We start from the raw sequence: 15,176 nt of genomic DNA, 5'->3' as shown, positions 1-15,176 counted from the left end.
AGAATTGTCTGTTTGGGCTATTTTGTTAATTAGGAGATAAAAATGCCTTTAGAATCATATATGGGTGTTGTTCCAATGGTTGTTGAGCAAAGTTCTCGTGGTGAGAGAGCTTATGATATTTACTCACGATTATTAAAAGAGCGAGTTATATTTTTGACTGGGCAAGTTGAAGATAATATGGCAAATCTGATTATCGCTCAAATGTTATTTTTAGAAGCTGAAAATCCTGATAAAGATATCTATTTATATATTAATTCACCTGGTGGTGTCGTTACTGCTGGCATGGCTATTTATGACACAATGCAATTTATAAAACCCGATGTCAGCACAATTTGTTTAGGACAAGCATGTTCAATGGGGTCATTACTTTTAACAGCTGGCACTAAAGGTAAACGTTATTGCTTACCTAATGCCCGTGTAATGATTCACCAACCATTAGGTGGCTTCCAAGGGCAGGCTTCAGATATCCAAATACATGCACAAGAGATTTTACAGGTAAAAAACCGCTTAAATAATATTTTAGCCATGCACACCGGTCAAGATATTAGTGTGATTGAAAAAGATACCGATCGTGATAATTTTATGTCTGCCGATAAAGCAGTTGAATATGGCCTAGTTGATGCCATATTTAGTAAACGATCTTAATATTAGGTAGGTGGTAAAAGTGAATAAGAAAAGTTCAGAAAAATTACTTTATTGCACTTTTTGTAGTAAAAGTGAGCATGAAGTCCGTAAACTTATTGCTGGGCCAGAATCTATTTATATTTGTAACGAATGTATAGGCTTATGCAATGAGATATTAAAAGAAGAAACGAAAAGTTCTCTTTCCTATGAAGAATTTATTAATAAGACACTGCCAACACCACATGAAATCAGAGAGCATCTTGATGAATATGTAATTGGTCAAGAGAAAGCCAAAAAAGTTTTATCTGTCGCTGTCTATAATCATTACAAACGATTACGTAATCATGCGAGTCGCGGTGATGTTGAATTAGGCAAAAGTAATATCTTGCTCATAGGACCTACTGGTAGTGGCAAAACGTTATTAGCTGAAACACTAGCTCGTTTTTTAGATGTGCCTTTTGCCATGGCTGATGCGACAACATTAACTGAAGCTGGTTATGTTGGTGAAGATGTAGAAAATATTATTCAAAAATTATTACAGAATTGTGATTATGATGTTGAAAAAGCCCAGCGGGGTATTATCTATGTTGATGAAATTGATAAAATTTCACGAAAATCAGATAATCCATCTATTACCAGAGATGTATCAGGCGAAGGCGTTCAACAGGCTTTGTTGAAGATTATTGAAGGTACTATTGCTTCAGTTCCTCCAAAAGGTGGGCGTAAGCATCCTCAGCAAGAGTTTCTACAAGTTGATACTTCAAAAATTCTATTTATTTGTGGTGGTGCATTTAGTGGATTGGATAAAGTCATCGAAAATCGTGTATCAACTAATACAGGAATAGGTTTTGGTGCTGAGGTTAAAAGTACTAAAAATAAAGTTTCTGAATCGGAACTATTAGCTCAAATCGAGGCTGAAGACTTAGTTAAGTTTGGCTTAATTCCAGAGTTTATTGGAAGATTACCTGTTATTGGTACATTATCTGAATTGGATAAAAATGCCTTAATTAATATACTAACTGAACCTAAAAATGCCCTAACTAAGCAATTTAAAACGTTAATTGAGTTAGATGGTGTAGAGCTTGAGTTTACTAAAGAAGCTCTAGATGCTATTGCTATAAAGGCGATGCAACGAAAAACAGGAGCACGAGGTTTGCGTTCAATTGTGGAAAATATATTATTGGATACAATGTATGACTTACCATCAATGAATACTATTAAAAAAGTGATTGTAGACAAAGATACTGTTGAAAGATCTCAAGCTCCGAAATTAGTACATTGTGAAAGTGATGAACTTTCTGCTTAAAATATAAATTTGCCATCATAAATATGATGGCAAAACATGTAAACTAAGAATTAGTACTAAAGTTGCCAATACTGCTAATAATGTTTCATAACTAGTGTAATTTTAATCAAAAAAGATAGGCTTGAATATCTAAAAACGATCCCAATATTTATCTAATGGGTTTGTACTACTAGAGAGAATAAAATGAATATAAAACGAACTAAACATATAATTATGCCTATTTTACCATTACGTGATGTTGTTGTATTTCCTCATATGGTAATCCCTCTCTTTGTTGGTCGAAGTAAATCAATACGTTGCTTGGAAAGGGCAATGGAAATGGATAAACAAGTCTTTCTTGTAACCCAAAAAGATCCATCTCAAGATGATCCTGCTATAGATGATTTATATGAAGTTGGAACTGTAGCTAATGTTTTACAGCTACTAGAATTACCTGATGGAACAGTGAAGGTTCTTGTTGAAGGTGTTGAACGAGCAAAAATGCTTGATGTAGTTGAGCATGACGACAATGAATTTTTCATTGCTGAGGTTAAACCATTAAGTGAAACAAAAATGGCTTCAGATATAAGTGAGGCTATGATTCGCTTAACTTTATCTAATTTTGATGAGTACTCAAAGTTTAATAAAAAAATAGCTCAGGAAGTGGTTGATTCTATTCGTTTACTTAAAGAGCCATCTCATTTAGCTGATTCTATTGCTGCTACTCTATTTTTAAAAGTTAATCAAAAACAAGAGATTTTAGTAACAGTTAACCTTGCTAAACGTTTTGAATTGCTTATTTCATTGATGGAATCAGAAATTGAATTATTACAAGTTGAAAAAAATATACGGCAACGAGTTAAACAGCAAATGGAAAAAGCTCAAAAAGAGTATTATCTCAATGAGCAAATTAAAGCTATCCATAAAGAATTAGGTGATATAGATAATAAGACTGATGAATACGAAGAGCTAAAAGAAAAAATCACTAAAGCTAAAATGCCAAAAGAGGCTGAGGATAAAGCATTAGCTGAACTTAATAAGTTAAAAATGATGCCAGCAATGTCCGCAGAAGCAACGGTTGTTCGAGGTTATATTGATTGGATGATTCAAGTTCCTTGGTATAAGTGTAGTAAAGTTAGAAAAGATATTGAAGGGGCACAAAAAGTTTTAGATAAAGATCATTATGGACTTGAACGTGTAAAAGATAGAATTTTAGAATATTTAGCAGTTCAAAGTCGCGTTAATAAAGTGAAAGGACCTATTTTATGTTTGGTTGGTCCCCCAGGAGTAGGTAAAACATCACTGGGTCAATCGATAGCTAAAGCAACAGGACGTCAGTATATTCGTATGGCATTAGGTGGCGTGCGCGATGAGGCTGAGATTCGAGGGCATAGACGCACTTACATTGGTTCGATGCCAGGTAAATTGATTCAACGTATGGCAAAAGTGGGGGTTAAAAATCCATTATTTTTACTAGATGAAATTGATAAGATGGCAACTGATATGCGTGGTGATCCTGCATCAGCATTATTAGAAGTGCTTGATCCAGAACAAAATAATGCATTTAGTGACCATTATTTGGAAGTTGATTACGATTTATCCGATGTAATGTTTGTTGCAACTGCTAATTCTATGAATATTCCAGCGCCATTATTGGATAGAATGGAAGTTATTCGCCTTTCTGGTTATACGGAGGACGAGAAGCTGAATATTGCTAAGCAACATTTGATCGCTAAGCAGATAGAAAACAATGGCTTAAAATCAAGAGAAATTAGTATTGATGACTCAGCCATTATTGGAATCATTCGTTATTATACGCGCGAAGCAGGCGTTCGAGGCTTAGAAAGAGAGATTGCAAAAATTTGCCGTAAAGTTGTTAAAAAATTGGCGTTAGACAGCAAATTGAAGAAAGTAACTGTGACACAGGATAACTTAAAAGATTTCTTGGGGATACAGCGTTTCGATTATGGTAAAACGGATAATGAGAACCGAATCGGTCAGGTTATTGGTCTTGCATGGACAGAAGTAGGTGGTGACTTACTTACTATTGAATCAGTAAGTGTAATAGGTAAGGGAAAATTAACTTATACAGGCTCATTAGGCGATGTTATGCAAGAGTCAATACAAACAGCCTTGACAGTTGTTCGATCTCGTGCAGAAAAATTGGGTATTAATAGTGATTTTTATGAAAAGCGAGACATCCATGTACATGTGCCAGATGGTGCAACTCCCAAAGATGGACCAAGTGCGGGTATAGCTATGTGTACCTCATTAATTTCAACATTAACAGGCAACCCTGTTTGTTCGGATGTTGCGATGACGGGTGAAATAACATTACGTGGAGAGGTATTACCTATTGGGGGACTAAAAGAGAAGTTATTAGCTGCTCACCGAGGCGGGATTAAAACGGTATTGATTCCAATGGATAATGTTAAAGATTTGGAAGAAATCCCTGATAATGTGAAATCTGAAATTGATATACGCCCAGTAAAATGGATTGATGAAGTGCTCACAATTGCGCTAAAAAATAATCCATTAGGTATAGAGCCAATAGATAAAAAAGTCACATTGAAGCAACCAGCGAAAAAAGCTATAAAGAAAGTAAAAAATAATGTTGGGAATTCTGTTAGATTAAATTAATCTATCTTATAATTTAAAAAAAGATCAACTTTATGTTGATCTTTTTTTTGAGGCTTAACATTCTGGCAATAGCCAATTTAGTTAAATGTGCTATACTTTCAAAATTCAACATTAGGTATATGGAGAATCGCAAGAAATGATGGAAACAATCCGAACAGCAGCAAATAATATTTTTGTTAAGATTATTTTTGCAATAATTATTTTATGTTTTATTTTTACAGGCGTCGGATTTTTGGGCTTTAGCGGTGGTAATAGCCTACGAGATCAGCAGCTGTACATAGCAAAAGTTGATGGTGAGGGTATTAGCAGAGCTGAATTTGAAGCCCAAGCAAGAGCTGTAACAGCAAAGGCTGGCGGTGATAGTTCTTTTATTAAGCAGATACGCCGTAATGTATTATCTCATCAAATTGATAATTATTTAGCTTATAAGTTTTCGCAAAGTATTGGTGTAGCTATTAGTAATGATCAGATTAAAAAGTTTATTAAGAAACAAAGAGACTTTTTCAAAAATGGTAAATTTGATAATCAAACTTATTTAAATCTTCTTGCTGAAAATCATTTCACTCCAGATAGTTATGCCGAAATTATAAGAACCGTATTACAACAACAACAAACTGTTAATGCTATAGTAAATAGTGGCTTTGTTTTGCCAAATGACTCCGAAATAGGCTCACTCAAAAATCAAACTAGAAATGTATACGCTACTTTAGTTGATACTTCTATTGGTGGTATTGATGAATTAAATGTTACGTTAGATGATGAACAAAAATATTATGATGAACATCCCAAAGAGTTTTTTAAAAGTGAACGAGTAAAAGTTAAATATATCGTGGCTTCTGAAGACTTAATAAGAAAAACAATTGTTGTTACTGAAAGTGATTTAAGAAATGAATATGATAAAAACATTAAAAATTATTCATATCCAGCAAAGAAAGCTTACAGTATAATTTTTGTAACCGATAAAGAACAAGCTAATAAAATTGCTAAAGAACTTTCTTCTGGAGCTGATTTCGAAAAGATGGTTAAAACGAACCAACAAGATAATCATACCTCTCCATATGGTGAGAACAGTTTTTTGGGCTGGTTTGCTGATGATGATTCTTTACCTAAATTTCTTAAAGATGCTAAGTTGAATAAAGTAGGTAAAACTTCCTTGCCAATCGCTGTGGATGATGGGTATGTGATAGTAAAATTGGATGGTATGCAACCTAAAAAATTTATGGATTATGATTATGCAAAATATCAAATTGATTCAAAGTTAACTAAGCAAAAAATACAACAAGCTTTAGAAAAGCAAGAAAAAATGATTAATGCTGCTTTGAAAAAATCTCCTAAGAACATTGAAGAACTTGCTGAAAAAGTTGGTCTTGAAGTAAGAACTTCGGATTGGATCACTTTCAATGATAAGTTTTCGATTGCTTCTCATCCTGAAGTGAGAGATGTCATTTTTAGTGACGAAATGATTGTTGATGAGAAAGCAACTAATAAAATTTCTGATTTAATAACAGCAGATAGAAATTATGGAAAGTATGATTTTGTTGTACAAACAGTTGATTATCGCCCTGAAGGCATTGCCCCTTTTGATGAAGTTAAAGATGAAATCCATAAAAAGCTTTTTGCAGAAATGGCTAAAAAACAATTTAAATCAAATATTGATAATGCATTGGTTCAACTAAATGAAAAAGGAAGTGCTAAAAACGTACAGTTTGCAAAAAAATATACGTTGAATCGAAATTCAACCGAAATTGATCAAAACGTTGTTAATATGGTTTTTAATTTACACCCTTTAGCATCAGGAAAACCTGTTTATGGTGCGGAACTTTTGGATGATAAAACAGCGTATATTGTTGCGCTAACTAAGGTAGATACACCAAAAGAATACAAAGATATTTCTTCAGAACTATTACCTATATTACTTAATGATATGCATTATTATCTTGCCACAGATATACGTTCTAAGGCTAAGATAGAAATTATGCCTGATGCAAATTTGTGATTTAACCTCCAAAATAGTAGAAATAATAGCAAAAATGGAAAGTCACCTAGGTGGCTTTTCTCATTTTTATTATTCATGAAATTTTTTCATTTGATTAAGTGAGATAGTTGTAAAGCAAATTTATTTGCGTAACTATTTTAAGAGGTTAATCAAATGAAAGTATTTCCATTATTATGTATTATGTTATCAAGCTTTATTTTTTCAAACACAAGTTTTGCCGATTCGGCTTCTACAACACCAGAGCCAATAAAACAGGAACAAAAACAAATTATTCAAGTAAATATAAATACTGCAACAGCAGAAGAGCTATCAAAAGTGTTGAGTGGAATTGGCCCGAATAAAGCTCAGAAGATTATAGAATATCGAGAAAAATTTGGGCCTTTTGTTTCAGTTGAGCAGTTAAAAGAAGTTTCAGGTATCGGACAGGCAACACTGGACAAAAATGCTGGTAAAATAACATTATAATTTATTATTTCCACCAATTGGTATTGGTGGAAATAATATTACGCTAATTATCGATAGGATCTACATCAATACTCCATCTCAATTTTGATGTTTCATTCCATTTAGCGATTGTTATTAATAATTGATCTAATATTTGTTGTAATTGTTGTCTATTTGTATGCTGAAGGAGTAATTGCCAACGATGGTAACCTGCTTTCTTAGGTTGGCTAGCTGGCATTGGTCCAAGTTGCCATAAAGCAGGCCCATAATGTACTTTTAACCAATCATGAATATGCTGTAAAAATGCAGGAGCATAATGGTTATTCCGATCTGCAGCACGAATTAATGCTTGGTAACTAAATGGCGGTAATTGTGTTTGTTGTCGCTCTTGCAGTGTTAGTTTAGCAAATTGTTGATAGCCTTTCGTTAGTAAAATGTTCAACAAGGGGTGATCTGGATGATGAGTTTGTAAAATAACTTCCCCCGCTTTTGCTTCGCGACCAGCTCTTCCTGATACTTGAGTATAAATTTGAGCAAATCGTTCAGTTGCACGAAAATCGCTTGAAAATAAAGTACCGTCGACATCAATAATTCCAACTAAAGTAACATCAGGAAAATGATGCCCTTTAGCCAAAATTTGTGTACCAACTAAAATATGTGCACCACCTTGTTGGATCGTTTGTAGATAGGTATCTAATGAACCTTTTTTACTAACTGTATCGCGATCAATACGGCTGATCTTGATGTAAGGAAAAAGCACTTCAAGTTGTTGTTCAAGTTGTTCCGTTCCGAACCCAATTGGCATTAAATGTGTAGAGCCACATTTTGGACACTGTTTCGGCACTGTTCTTGGCGTATCGCAATAGTGGCAAATTAGTTTTTTTTGTTTTTGATGAAATGTGTAAGGCCTATCACAACGGGGGCATTCGGCAATCCAACCGCAATCATGGCATATCAATAGTGGTGAAAATCCTCGACGATTTAAAAATAACATTACCTGATTATTGTTAGACAAATGTTTTTTTATTTGTTCAATTAAAGGTTGAGATAAGCCAGAAGTAAGCACTAACCCACGTATATCCAAAATCGATTGTTTAGCTAGTGTTGCATTACCTGCTCTTTCCGTTAATTGCAATAAATGGTATTTTTTGTTTTGCGCATTATTAAGTGTTTCAAGAGATGGGGTTGCTGAACCTAAAATAATTGGAATATTATTAAATTTAGCTCGAATAATTGCTAAATCTCGCGCATGATAACGCCAGCCTTCTTGCTGTTTATAGGAATTATCATGTTCTTCATCAATAATAATCATTCCTAGGTTTTTAAATGGGGTAAAAAGTGATGAACGAGTACCAACAACAATAGCATTTTCTCCATGTTTGCTTCTTAACCAAACGTTAAGCCTTTGCTTATCTGTTAATCCTGAGTGTAAAATATCAATAGGTGCATTAAAGCGTTGTTTAAAACGTTTTATTGTTTGTGGTGTTAAGCCAATTTCAGGAACTAATACTAACGCTTGTTTCCCTGCTGCTAAGATAGTCGATAGCACATTTAGATACACTTCTGTCTTACCTGATCCAGTCACTCCTTGTAGCAAAAATACCTTAAATTGGTTATTTTCTTCATTCACTGCATTTATAGCATGGGTCTGTTCTTTATTTAGCTGAATAGAGCTAATATTAGTCGAAAAATTTGTTTGCCATTGAACATTACTTGGCAGATAGGTGACTTGTTCTATAAGTTGTTTCTTTTGTAATTCGTTATACGTGGCACTATTTACATTCGTGTCAGGTATAGTATTATTTCTAAATGAAGATAATAATAGCTTTTGTTTTGGAGCACGAGATAGCAATTGCAGATCTATATGTTTTCCTAATACTGTTAATTGCCATCGTTTTGCCTCATCTTTGACTGCTTGGTGCCCTTGCCTGAGTAAAATAGGCATAGCATGGAATAAAACTTCACCAATAGGATAATGGTAATAACTAGCCGCCCACTCTAATAATTGCCAGATAGAAGGGGGAAAAACAGGCTCTGTATCAATAACTGTCGTAATTGATTTTAAGTTTTTTATATCAAACTCAGTTTTTTCATCAATACTAACAATAATTCCTATTATGTTACGTTTGCCAAAAGGCACTTTTACCCGCATTCCAATCTGAACAGGTTTCGCCAATTGGTAATCAAACAGTTGGTAAAGTGGTACAGGCAAGGCTATATGAGCAATAAGCATCAAAAATCACAAATGTTACGATTAATATAAAGCTATATTGTACGCAGTTTTTACTTAACCCGCAAAAGCTATCAAAGGCAATTTATTATTACAGAAAAATTTGTTTGTTCACCGAGATATATTAGTTGGTAAACTAATATGCAATAGTGGTAACTATTAGTAAAATTTGCTATCTTGGCTATAGTTAATGAGAATAAATTGTAAAGGATAAAATAATGCTCAAATCATTTTCGCATATTAATCAACATGGTGATGCTCATATGGTTGATGTTTCAGATAAGCAGATAACAATGCGAGAAGCAAGTGCTGAGTCATTGGTTTTAATGAAAACTGAAACACTGAATATGATTATTGATGGTAAACATCATAAAGGAGATGTTTTTGCAACGGCAAGAATTGCTGGTATTCAAGCGGCTAAAAAAACATGGGAGCTTATCCCGCTTTGCCACCCGCTTTTTTTGAGTAAAATTGAAATTAAAATCGAACCAGATCGAATAAACAATTGTGTTAAGATTCAATCTTTTTGTCGATTAAATGGGCAAACCGGTGTCGAAATGGAAGCAATGGTTGCCGCCTCTGTCGCTGCTTTAACTATTTATGACATGTGTAAAGCTGTACAAAAAGATATAGTGATTTCTCAAGTGCGCTTGCTGACCAAGAGTGGTGGTAAGTCGGGTGATTTTATAGCCTAAAAAGTTAGTAGAGATAAGATGAATAAAGTTATTTTTTTTGCACAAATTAGAGAATTAGTGGGAACTACGTGTGTTATGTTAGATGCTAATGAACTTTCAGTTTCTCATCTTATTGAGCAGTTAAGTCAACGCGGTGATCGGTGGCTATTGGCTTTTACGGAAAGTGCTGTTTTATGTGCAGTAAATCAAACTTTGGTTGATCTTGATTATATTATTCAAGAAAACGATGAAATTGCATTCTTTCCACCTGTAACAGGAGGATAGCATTATGGATCTTATCAAAGTTAATAGCGACCCTATTGATGTTAATCAGCTTAATGATTGGCTTTCTCAATTACCGCAAGATGGAGCTATTGTCACTTTTATGGGCAAAGTTCGTAGTCTTGAAAAGCAAACGATAAGCCTATTTTTAGAACATTATGCAGGTATGACAGAAAGAGTGCTAGCTAATATCGCAGCTCAAGCAAGAGAACGTTGGCAATTAAGCCGAATAGCAATAATTCATCGGGTAGGTGAAATTAATGCCAATGAGCAAATTGTTTTTGTGGGCGCGAGTAGTGCACATCGCTCAGATGCATTTGCTGCCACAGAGTTTATTATAGATATATTAAAGAGCGAAGCGCCTTTTTGGAAGAAAGAAAGAACACCTAACGGGCAAAAGTGGGTAGAAGCTAAAAAAACAGATAAAGAGGCATTGAAAAAATGGCATTAGATATAATTTAGGTTATAATGATACAAAGTTATATCATTCTTTTTAATGAGAGGTTATTAATGAAAAATTATTCGCCTAATGGTTCAATCATTGAACAAACAGGTAGCCGTATTCAAACATATATGAGCCATGTCTATGGTTGGATGACAGTTGGATTGTTATTAACAGCTTTGGTGGCTTGGTATGCATCTAGTAATGTTGAGCTTTTGAGCTTATTATACCGAGGCATGTGGATATTACTGATTGCTGAGATTGGATTAGTTTTTGTCATTTCTGGCTTAATTAATCGACTTTCTGGGGCTGTTGCGACAACATTATTTATGCTTTATTCCGTTTTAAATGGTTGTACGTTCTCAATTTACTTTATTGTTTATACTTCATCTTCGATAGCAAGCGTATTTTTTATTACAGCTGGTATGTTTGCTGCTTTGGCTTTTTACGGTTATACCACTAAACGAGATCTATCAGGATTTGGACGTTTCTTGTTTATGGGGTTAATTGGTATTGTCATTGCTTCAATAGTAAATATCTTTATGCATAGTCAGCCATTAATGTGGGCAATTACTTATATAGGTGTATTTGTTTTTGCTGGGTTAACGGCTTATGATACACAAAAACTTAAAGAGTTAGGTGATCAATTATCACAAGATGACCCCAATATGTTTAGACGATTTGTTATTTTAGGAGCATTAACGCTTTATCTCGATTTCATTAACTTATTTATTATGTTATTGAGAATCTTTGCCGATCGTCGATAATTTTTTTATTCCAATTAAGTGAAAAGGGCTCCTAAAGTGAGCCCTTTTTGTTAATATTTTATGAGAAATTTATTTAGCAGTGCTAGTTTGTTAAAAAGTTTCAGGAAAGAACCACTTTTAAGTATAAAATGCTGTAATATTCATATAATATAAAGTGAACTTCTTGATAACAAACACTATGAAAAAATTATACCCTTTTGTTCTAATTAATATCTTTATTTCATCAATAATAGCAATTCGATTCTTTCTTGTTCCTGAAGCCTCATTTCATTGGTCAGCAATGGTATTTTCAATATTTGCGGTATTAGGGCATTTCTTCTCTGCCTACTTGCTACTTTTAATTATTTGCACTCCTCTGCTTTTACTTAAGCAATTTATTCGTAATATCATTCTTGCTATTTTATTTAGTTTTTTCCAAATTGGATTATATATTGATACGATTGTTTTTGAACAATACCGGTTTCATATAAATCAATCTGTTTTATCGATGGTTTTTTCTGGTCAGATTGTTGATTTTTCAATGTTGACTTACCTTTTAATGCTTGTGCTTATTGTTATTTCATTTTGTGCAGAGTATTTCATTCTTTATTTTGTTAATAATAAATTGGTTTTATCGCAAAAAAAATCAAGAATTATCTTACTATCAACAATATTTCTTTTTAGTTCATTTTTGATTAGTCATGTAGTGCATATGATCGCATTTTATTATGCTTATTCGCCTATTATGGCAGTAAAAGAATATATTCCACTTTATCGCCCATTTACATCAAAAAAAATTATGAGTTTTTTTGATGAAAAAGGGCAAAGAAAAGTTGTGTATAATAAGGACAATAGTAATGCCAGTGTTTATTATCCAAAAAATCCACTGGTGATTAATCCAGATAATAATAAACCTAAAAATATTATGTTTATTGTTTTAGATTCTTGGCGATATGATACATTTAGTGAAGAAATTTCTCCTAATACATTTCGTTTTGTTAAGCAAAATAATGGTGTAGTTTTTGATAACCATTATTCAACGGGTAATGCAACACGTACTGGTATTTTTGGATTGTTTTATGGTATTCCTGGTACCTATTGGGATGCGTTTTTACGAAATAGTATTCCTTCACTATTTATTACTACATTACAGAAAGAAAATTATAATATTGGCATCTTTACGTCAGCTAAAGTTTCTGCTCCTGAGTTTGATCGAACCGTATTTGTCACTATCAAAAATTTAAGAATCAGTAGTAAAGATGGTTCGGCATCAAGTCGAGATAAGCAAATCACAGACGATTGGCTGGCATGGTATAAAACACGAGATGCTTCTAAACCAACATTTTCATTTTTATTTTATGATGCTCCTCACGCTTATGATTTCCCTGCCGATTCATTGGTAAAATTTAAACCTATTGGTGATTTAAATTATATGACATTGAATAATGACACCGATCCTTTGCCAATTTTTAATCGCTATAAGCAAAGTGTTTATTATGACGATTCTTTATTGCAAAATGTCTACGATGAACTAGTTAAATCAAACTCATTAGAAGACACAATAGTAGTCATTACTGGCGATCATTCTCAAGAGATGAATGATAATAAATTAGGATTTTGGGGGCATAATGGTAATTATACGGATGCGCAAACAAAAGTCCCTTTTATTATCATTGGAGGAAAAGAGTTAGAAAAAATCAAAGGTAATAGCAGAAAACTAACTAGTCATGAAGATGTTGTTCCAACCTTAATGAAACACTATTTATATGTGAAAAATGATATAAGTGATTATTCGACAGGTTATGATTTATTTAGCTCCATCGTCGATCGTAACTGGCTTTTAATGTCAAATTATAGTTCTTATGCGGTAAAGACATCTAGTAATATCTATCTTGTGAATCGATTAGGTATTAGTCATCATATGGATTTACATAATCGTGAAATTAATGAAACACCGAATTATCAATACATTTATGAGGCTATGAATCATATGCGCTATTTTTTTCAACCAGAGAAAAATAGTTTAAGCAATAAATTAGATTAAATTAGAGGAAATATCCGCCATTAGGCGGATAAATTATTACTAACGCACATCGGCGCAATTCAAGCAGTAAATATATCGATTTTGAGAGTCGTGAAACTTACTCCATAAAGAAACCTGCTGTTTAAGTTGTTTTGCTTCAGGTAGTTGTTCAAAAACTATTTCAGCAGTTGATTGAGGCAACATTGCTATCATATTTGAATAAAATGCATTAAACCAATTTCCATTTGGTTTTTGCCAGTCAATTTCGTAATCGGTTATATGAGCCAATGTTGCAGCCGTTTCAATGGCGTCATCGAAGTCACCTAATTTATCAACAAGCCCAATTTTGTTTGCCTCTGAGCCTAACCAAACTTGGCCTTGTCCTATTTTATCAACTTGCTCAGTCGTCATATTCCTTGCTTTTGCTACTAAAGAAATAAATGTTTGATAGCCATTGTCGATATTCATTTGAATTAGTTGATTCATTTCGGTAGGTAATTCTTGCGTTGAGCTATTTCCCGCTAACGGTGAGGTAGCTACTCCATCACTGTAAACACCAATATGAGATAATGACTTTTCAAATGTTGGAATAATACCGAAGATACCAATAGAGCCTGTAATGGTATTTGGGCTTGCAATAATGTAATCAGATGCGGTTGATATCCAATATCCACCTGATGCAGCCATTCCGCCCATAGAGACGACAACAGGAATTTTATAGCTACGTAATGCATCCAATTCACTACGGATTGCTTCTGATGCATCTACGCTGCCTCCAGGGCTATTTACTCGCAATACTACTGCTTGTATGTTATGTTTAGTTAAGTTTTTACGAATATTTCTTAATTGTTCTACAATGTCTTGACTACCAGCAATATTACTACTGTTTTCTCCATCGCTAATAGTACCGTTGACAAAAACAACTGCAATAAGTGGCTTGTTATCATTATCTAACTCTTTATCTTTTGATTTAAGTTGATAATCATAAATGCTTAATTGATGTTTCTGAGTCAATTCGGACTCAAACTGGTAGTTAGATGCAATGACATCAACTAATCCATTAGATATAGCATATTGAGCCATGTTTCCATTCGCTACTTTTAAATTAGCTAACATAGTATCTGGTGCTGGAACCAATTGTGTGTTAGCTTTTTTTCGTTGCGTTGATATATCGTCAAGATAGTTATTCCACATAAGTGTTAGCCAACGAGTCATATTGCTTTTTGCTTCTTCAGACATATCATTACGAATGAATGGCTCGATAGCAGACTTATAAGTACCCACTCTAAAAACGTGTGTGTTGATTTTTAAATTATCAAGTAGGGTTTTATAGTATAGGTTGTTGGCTGCTAATCCATATACATTAACAGCGCCAATAGGTGTCAAATAGATTTTATCTGCATAGCTTGCTAAATAATATTGGCTTTGATTAAAGCTCGAACCAAAAGCGTAAATTGGTTTATTAGCTTCGCTAAATTTAGCCAAATATTTACCCATATATTGAAGAGCGCTCATGTCTGCGCCAACAAAATTATCTAATTTTAGGACCATACTAGTAATCTTTGGGTCATTGGCCGCTTGAGCTATTTTTTGCGTCAATTCGAATAAACTATTTTCACGGGAGGTATTTATTTTTTTGCCGTAAATTTTATTTTGTAAGGCGTAAATTTCATCACTATAGAGTGTGTTATCAACAATAATCCCTTCAATATCCAAAACCAAAGTTCCATATTGTGGAACAATTTCTTGTTTTTGTGTTTCTTTGATTAATGTGATAACACTAAAAATTA

Annotated in this window: 12 protein-coding genes; 10 read left to right on the top strand and 2 right to left on the bottom strand. The window is 33.6% G+C overall.

The annotated features are described in order from the left end of the window. The first annotated feature begins 42 nt into the window (after nt 1-42). From clpP to A9G28_RS02500, 5 genes are all read left to right on the top strand, one after another. A complete protein-coding gene (clpP, locus tag A9G28_RS02520; RefSeq protein WP_065566865.1) occupies nt 43-645 on the top strand; it encodes an ATP-dependent Clp endopeptidase proteolytic subunit ClpP in 603 nt (200 codons plus the stop codon). A 19-nt stretch (nt 646-664) separates the two neighbouring features. Then, nucleotides 665-1,930 carry an ATP-dependent protease ATP-binding subunit ClpX gene (gene clpX / locus A9G28_RS02515; protein WP_218057311.1) on the top strand — a complete coding sequence of 422 codons (1,266 nt, stop codon included), beginning with the start codon at nt 665-667 and terminating at the stop codon, nt 1,928-1,930. A 183-nt stretch (nt 1,931-2,113) separates the two neighbouring features. Continuing rightward, the gene (gene lon, locus A9G28_RS02510) at nt 2,114-4,549 is read left to right on the top strand and encodes an endopeptidase La (protein WP_081301485.1); all 2,436 of its coding nucleotides are present in this window, start codon (nt 2,114-2,116) and stop codon (nt 4,547-4,549) included. A 136-nt stretch (nt 4,550-4,685) separates the two neighbouring features. Beyond that, nucleotides 4,686-6,545: a SurA N-terminal domain-containing protein gene (locus A9G28_RS02505; RefSeq protein ID WP_065579670.1), complete on the top strand. Its 1,860-nt coding sequence runs from the start codon at nt 4,686-4,688 to the stop codon at nt 6,543-6,545. Between the two features lie 153 nt (nt 6,546-6,698). Then, nucleotides 6,699-7,010, top strand: coding sequence for a ComEA family DNA-binding protein (locus A9G28_RS02500; protein ID WP_065579669.1), 312 nt, complete (start codon nt 6,699-6,701; stop codon nt 7,008-7,010). A gap of 43 nt (nt 7,011-7,053) precedes the next feature. On the opposite strand, the gene priA is transcribed toward A9G28_RS02500, so the two are convergent. Beyond that, nucleotides 7,054-9,222: a primosomal protein N' gene (gene priA, locus A9G28_RS02495; protein ID WP_065579668.1), complete on the bottom strand. Its 2,169-nt coding sequence runs from the start codon at nt 9,220-9,222 to the stop codon at nt 7,054-7,056. Between the two features lie 215 nt (nt 9,223-9,437). On the opposite strand from priA, the gene moaC reads away from it, so the two are divergent. The 5 genes from moaC to A9G28_RS02470 all read left to right on the top strand — a co-directional run bounded on the left by moaC (nt 9,438) and on the right by A9G28_RS02470 (nt 13,407). Continuing rightward, nucleotides 9,438-9,914 (top strand): cyclic pyranopterin monophosphate synthase MoaC, encoded by a 477-nt coding sequence (gene moaC, locus A9G28_RS02490; RefSeq protein ID WP_065566860.1) that lies wholly within the window; start codon nt 9,438-9,440, stop codon nt 9,912-9,914. 18 nt (nt 9,915-9,932) lie between these two features. Beyond that, nucleotides 9,933-10,178 carry a molybdopterin synthase sulfur carrier subunit gene (moaD, locus tag A9G28_RS02485; protein ID WP_065566859.1) on the top strand — a complete coding sequence of 82 codons (246 nt, stop codon included), beginning with the start codon at nt 9,933-9,935 and terminating at the stop codon, nt 10,176-10,178. A gap of 4 nt (nt 10,179-10,182) precedes the next feature. Continuing rightward, complete coding sequence (gene moaE / locus A9G28_RS02480) at nt 10,183-10,626, top strand: molybdopterin synthase catalytic subunit MoaE (protein ID WP_141674672.1); 444 nt, start codon at nt 10,183-10,185, stop codon at nt 10,624-10,626. A 59-nt stretch (nt 10,627-10,685) separates the two neighbouring features. After that, nucleotides 10,686-11,384: a Bax inhibitor-1/YccA family protein gene (locus A9G28_RS02475; protein ID WP_065579666.1), complete on the top strand. Its 699-nt coding sequence runs from the start codon at nt 10,686-10,688 to the stop codon at nt 11,382-11,384. Between the two features lie 178 nt (nt 11,385-11,562). Further along, nucleotides 11,563-13,407: a sulfatase-like hydrolase/transferase gene (locus A9G28_RS02470; RefSeq protein WP_065579665.1), complete on the top strand. Its 1,845-nt coding sequence runs from the start codon at nt 11,563-11,565 to the stop codon at nt 13,405-13,407. 39 nt (nt 13,408-13,446) lie between these two features. Here the strand turns inward: A9G28_RS02470 and sppA are convergent. After that, nucleotides 13,447-15,176 (bottom strand): signal peptide peptidase SppA (gene sppA, locus A9G28_RS02465; protein WP_065579664.1); only part of this gene is annotated, 1,730 nt, incomplete at its 5' end.

It is taken from the genome of Gilliamella sp. Fer1-1, from assembly GCF_001690825.1.
GTDB lineage: Bacteria > Pseudomonadota > Gammaproteobacteria > Enterobacterales > Orbaceae > Gilliamella > Gilliamella apicola_C.
The sequence above is the reverse complement of the archived record's forward strand: the minus strand, read 5'-3'. Positions and strand labels throughout refer to the sequence as shown.